General features: G+C 73.4%; 1 pseudogene. It reads left to right on the forward strand.

Going from position 1 to position 1292, the window contains the following annotated elements:
• Nucleotides 1-313: 313 nt before the first annotated feature.
• A pseudogene (locus AB0B82_RS35445) lies at nt 314-1292 on the forward strand (hypothetical protein); the annotation flags it as partial.

Here is a 1292-nt window from a genome sequence, read left to right on the forward strand (position 1 = left end):
GAGGACACCGCGATCGGCATACGCCGGTGCGCGACGCCAAGCGCTCGGTACGGACGTGGAGGTCGTCGCCGAGGGCGGGGTTGCAGCGGACGATGGTGCCGAGGTCACGGGGACCGACACGGGGACCGACACGGGGACCGACACGGGAGCCGACACGGGAGCTACCCCGGGAGCTGACCCGGGCGCGGCAGCCACGTCGCCGAGCGCGTTCGGTGCGCGCGGCGCATCCAACGCGTTCGGTGCACGCAGCGCGTCCAGCGCGTCCAGGACGGGCGGCGCCTCGAGTACGGGCCATGTGTCCAGTGCGGGCGGCGTGGCCAGTGCGGGCGGCGTGGCCGGCACGGGCAGCATCGCCGAGCCGTTCGATGAGGAGCACGCCCGGCTGGAAGAGGCGTACCTGATGGACTCCCACGGCTGGGAACCCATGCCCGCCGACGCTGCCTGGCAGCCCCCGCTCGACGACACCTTCGCCACAACCCAGCCCGCACCACCCCAAAAGCCCAGCCGCACCGGTGACCGCGACACCGCCCGCGACACCGCCCGCGACACCGACTGGGGCATCGATTGGGACGCTGACCAGGACGCGAACGCGGACGCGGAAGTCGGCCCCGTCGGCCCCGTCGGCCCCGTCGGCCCCGTCGGCCCCGTCGGCCCCGTCGGCGCGGGCGGGGCCGCTGATGCGGGTGCACCCGTGGACGAGGACACGTTCACCCGCCGCGGCCTGGCCGCCACCCTCGCCGCCCGGCTGGCCGCGATCAAACACGACGCGCACCGCACCGGCCTCGGCGCCGGTTCCACAGGCCGCGGACGAGCCCGGCACACCGTCTACGTGCACCTGACCGACCTGACCCTGGCCACCGGCACCGGCGTGCTGCGGGTCGAGGAACTCGGACCCCAACTGGCCACCCAGTTGAAGGAACTGCTCGGCCACGACCACTTCGTGGTCAAACCAGTCATCGACCTGCACGACCAAGTCAGTGTCCACAGCTACGAAATCCCCGACCGGATCCGGGAACGGGTTCGGCTGCGGCACCCGGTGGACATGTTCCCGTTCAGCGGCGCGGAAGCCACTGTGCGGATGGACCAGGACCACATCGTCGCCTACGACCACACCCGCGCCCGCGACCGCGGCGCCGATCCAGAACCACCAGGCGACCAGGCCGACCAGGCCGACCGGGCTGCCCAGGCTGACCGGGGTGACCGGGGTGACCGGGGTGACCGGGGTGACCGGGGTGACCGGGGTGACCGGGGTGACCGGGGTGACCGGGGTGACCGGGGTGACCGGGGTGACC

Source organism: Kribbella sp. NPDC048915 (genome assembly GCF_040649595.1).
Classification (GTDB): domain Bacteria; phylum Actinomycetota; class Actinomycetes; order Propionibacteriales; family Kribbellaceae; genus Kribbella.